Source organism: Pseudomonas sp. XP1, assembly GCF_053557675.1.
Genome location: NZ_JBNRIJ010000002.1, coordinates 330,376 through 334,293, shown reverse-complemented (window position 1 = coordinate 334,293; position 3,918 = coordinate 330,376). Strand labels below are relative to the sequence as shown.

Sequence of the window (3,918 nt, the reverse complement as noted above, 5' to 3'; positions counted from 1 at the left end):
TGCTTTTGTGGGAGCGGCCTTGTGTCGCGAAAGGGGCGCAACGCGCCCCCGGCGAGCTCAAGTCAGGACTGGCCGCCGACCCGCTTCAACCACTCCCCGACATCCCGGTAAATCCCCTCCACCTGCCCCACGATCCCCGACATGCGCAAGAAGTCATGGGTCAACCCCTCCACCCGCTCAAAGGTCACCGCCGTCCCGCCCGCCACCAGCCAGTCACGATAGGCCATGCCCTCATCATGCAACGGGTCATACTCGGCCACGGACAGGTAAGCCGGTGGCAAAGGCTGGCGCAGCGTCGACAGCAACGGCGACACCCGCCAGTCCAGGCGCTGCTCGCGCTGCGGTGCATAGTGCTGGTAGAACCACTCCAGCGTGGGCGTCTCCAGCAGGTAACCCTCGGCATGCTCGCGATGGGACTCACGCTGGCAGGAGATGTCGGTCACCGGGTAGAACAGCAACTGTGCCAGCGGCTTGAACGCCAGCGCCTCGGGCTGCTGCACCGACGTAATGGCCAGCACCGCCGCCAGGCTGGCGCCCACACTGTCCCCTGCCAGCACCACCCGGCGGTTGTCCAGGCCCAGCGACGCCGCCTGCTCAGCCAGCCAGTTGGCGGCGTCCAGCACATCGTGCAGGGCCTTCGGGAACTGCTGCTCCGGTGCCAGCCGGTAGTCCGCCGCCAGCACCGCAAACTCACCCAGGGCCGCCAGGCGACGGCACACCGAGTCATGCGAATCGAGGCTGCCGACCACATAGCCGCCACCATGCAGGTACAGGATCACCGGCTGCAAGGCAGCACCAGCATCGCCCTGACGGTACAGGCGAGCAGCCAGGCGAGCACCATCGCGCGCGGTTATCTGCAGCTCGCTGGCCGTGACGTTGCCGGGCGGGCTCGGGTCGAGTACCTGCGAGCTGCCTTCGAACTCGGCACGGGCCTGGGCCACGTCCATTGCGTGCATGGGCAGGCTCCTGCCCGTCAGCCGGCCAAATTCGACCAGTTCCAGAAATGCCGCCAGATCAGGATGCAGTGCCATGTGGGTTCCTTGGGTGAACAATGTGACTCGAGCCTCCCTACGGGACGTAGCAGCACGCCAAAAAATTAGCCGCCCACACGGCTAAATCGTTGGTGCAGGCACTCGTTATCCCTGCACAACGAAAGACCGCCAGAGGCATACCGTGGACCTTCAGAGCATCCTCAGCAAACTGTTCGCCAACGCCCATGCCGTCGGCATCGAAGGCGTTTTCCAGTTCGTTTTCAGCCAGGACCGGGCCTTCTGGTCGGAGGTGCGCGACAGCAGCCGCACCGGTGCCGGCCGGCACAGCGCTCCGGACGTCACCATCGAGGTGGCCGAGCGTGACTTCATGGGCATCATGGGCGGCACTGCCAACGTAGAAGAGCTGTTCGCCAGCGCCCGCCTGAAGATCAGTGGCAACATGGGCCTGGCCACCCTGCTACCACAGATCATCAGCAACGCCCGGCGCGGCGCACCGGCGACCAAGGTATCGATGAACCAACGTTACCCGACACCGGCACGCCTCAGCGAACGGGTATCGGCCGCACAACCGGTACAGCGCGAGGTAACACGCATTGCCCGCGCCGACATGCCGCTGGCGCGCTTCCAGGGCGAATACCTGGAGCACGGGACACCGGTGGTCATCAGCGATGCCCTGCAGGACTGGCCGCTGTTCAGCATGGGCCGCGAAGCCTCGCTGGAGCATTTTGCCGAACTGCAGGGCATCACCCGGCACGGCGACTACGTGAAGAAGACCTTTTCCACCGACCGCGACTTCCGTTCCACCTCCATGGCAGACTTCATCGCCTCGCTCGATGCCCCTGCCAAACCCGGCGAAACCCCGGCCTACATGGGCAACAACATCGTGCCGGAAAAGCTGCTGAAGCTGATTCGCTACCCGCAGTACTTCGCTCGCGAGAAGTTCATTGCGCCGCGTATCTGGATCGGCCCCAAGGGCACACTGACGCCGCTGCACCGCGACGACACCGATAACCTGTTCGCACAGGTATGGGGGCAGAAGTCGTTCATCCTTGCCGCACCGCACCATCGCCCGGCTCTGGGCACCTGGTCGACCAGCCCCAAGGGCGGCCTGGACGGCTGCGACTTCAACCCTGACGCCCCGGACTACCAGCGTTTCCCGACGGCGCGCGAAGTGCCTTTCCTGCGCGTGGTGCTGCAGGCAGGTGACCTGCTATTCCTGCCCGAAGGATGGTTCCACCAGGTGGAGTCTGTGACCACCTCGCTGTCGGTGAACTTCTGGGTGAATTCCGGGCGCGGCTGGTAGCCGGGATTATCACGGGGCGCTTTGGGCCCCAATCGCCGGCAAGCCGGCTCCCACAGGTACTGCGCCAACCTTCAGGCTGGCGCTGTACCTGTGGGAGCCGGCTTGTCGACGATTGAGCCGCGCAGCGGCCTCGGCAATCGATCAGACCGCCGCGATCAACGCCTCGGCAAAGCGCTGCGCGACCTCATCGATCTGCTCGCCACTGATGATCAACGGCGGCAGGAAGCGCACCACCGCCCCATGCCGCCCACCGAGTTCCAGAATCAGCCCGCGCTTGAGGCACTCGCGCTGCACCTTCGCCGCCAACTCTCGGTTGGCCGCCGGATGACCGAGCGCATCCCGCTGGCCTTGCGGGTCCACCAGCTCCACCCCGAGCATCAGCCCACGCCCGCGAACATCACCCAACTGCGGGTAATCCCGCTGCAACTGCTGCAGATGTTGGCGCAGGCACTGCCCCATGGCCTCGGCATGCTCGGCCAGGCGATGCTCGACCAGGTAGTCGATCACCGCCGAGCCCGCCGCCATGGCCATCTGGTTACCACGGAAAGTGCCGGCGTGGGCGCCCGGTTTCCAGGTGTCCAGCCAGTCGCGGTACACCACCACTGCCAGCGGCAGGCTGCCGCCAATGGCCTTGGACAGGGTGACCACGTCCGGGACGATGCCGGCATGTTCGAAGGCGAACATTCGCCCGGTGCGGGCGAACCCGCTCTGGATCTCATCGACGATCAACGCCACGCCGGCCTGCTCGGTGATACGGCGTACCCCCTTGAGCCACTCGATATCGGCCGGGATCACGCCGCCCTCGCCCTGCACCACCTCGAGGATCACCGCCGCCGGCAGCGGCACGCCGCTTTCCGGGTCGAGCAGCAGGGCTTCCAGGTAATGCAGGTTGGCCCTGACCCCGGCTTCACCGCCCAAGCCGAACGGGCAACGGTAGTCGTAGGGGTACGGCATGAACTGCACACCGTTGCCGAGCAAGGCCCCCAGCGGCTGCTTCGGCCCATGGCTGCCCATCAGGCTCAGCGCACCCTGGCTCATGCCATGGTAGGCGCCATGGAAGGCCAGCACGGTGCTGCGGCCGGTGGCGGTGCGTACAAGTTTCAGCGCTGCTTCCACCGCATCGGTGCCTGTCGGGCCGCAGAACTGGACCTTGGCTTCACGGCGCAACGCCTCGGGCAGCACGCCGAACAGGTCCTGGACGAAGCGGTCCTTGACTGGCGTGGTCAGGTCCAGGGTGTGCAACGGCAGCTCATCGGCCAGTACCCGCTGGATCGCCTCGACCACCACCGGGTGGTTGTGGCCCAGCGCCAGGGTGCCGGCGCCGGCCAGGCAGTCGATGAACTGGCGCCCTTCAACATCCTCCACATGGATGCCACGGGCGCGCTTGAGTGCCAGCGGGATGCGCCGCGGGTAGCTGCGGGCGTTGGACTCCTGTTGTTGCTGGCGTTGCAGCAAGGGTGAATCGGTGAACTCGTACAAGGCACGCGGCGCGCTGGCCGGCGGGACCTGGGCAAGGCAGGAAGCGGTGGACATGGGTGAATCCTCGCAAGCAAGCGAAAGTGCGGGTGTTCGTCGCTTGGAAAACGCTTGAGTGCGGGGAGGATTTAGCGGTTGTTACTCTAT

The 3,918-nt window shown here is 65.7% G+C and carries 3 protein-coding genes; 1 reads left to right on the top strand and 2 read right to left on the bottom strand.

Annotated elements, in window-relative coordinates; all coding sequences use genetic code 11:
* Positions 1 to 62: 62 nt before the first annotated feature.
* Positions 63 to 1,031 carry an alpha/beta hydrolase gene (locus ACK1U9_RS03810; protein ID WP_338459631.1) on the bottom strand — a complete coding sequence of 323 codons (969 nt, stop codon included), beginning with the start codon at positions 1,029 to 1,031 and terminating at the stop codon, positions 63 to 65.
* 142 nt (positions 1,032 to 1,173) lie between these two features.
* Here ACK1U9_RS03810 and ACK1U9_RS03805 point away from each other — a divergent pair, with 142 nt between their 5' ends.
* Positions 1,174 to 2,295: a cupin-like domain-containing protein gene (locus ACK1U9_RS03805; protein WP_108481751.1), complete on the top strand. Its 1,122-nt coding sequence runs from the start codon at positions 1,174 to 1,176 to the stop codon at positions 2,293 to 2,295.
* Between the two features lie 141 nt (positions 2,296 to 2,436).
* Here ACK1U9_RS03805 and ACK1U9_RS03800 read toward each other — a convergent pair whose 3' ends face one another.
* Positions 2,437 to 3,828, bottom strand: coding sequence for an aspartate aminotransferase family protein (locus ACK1U9_RS03800; protein WP_135002645.1), 1,392 nt, complete (start codon positions 3,826 to 3,828; stop codon positions 2,437 to 2,439).
* Between the last annotated feature and the right edge of the window lie 90 nt (positions 3,829 to 3,918).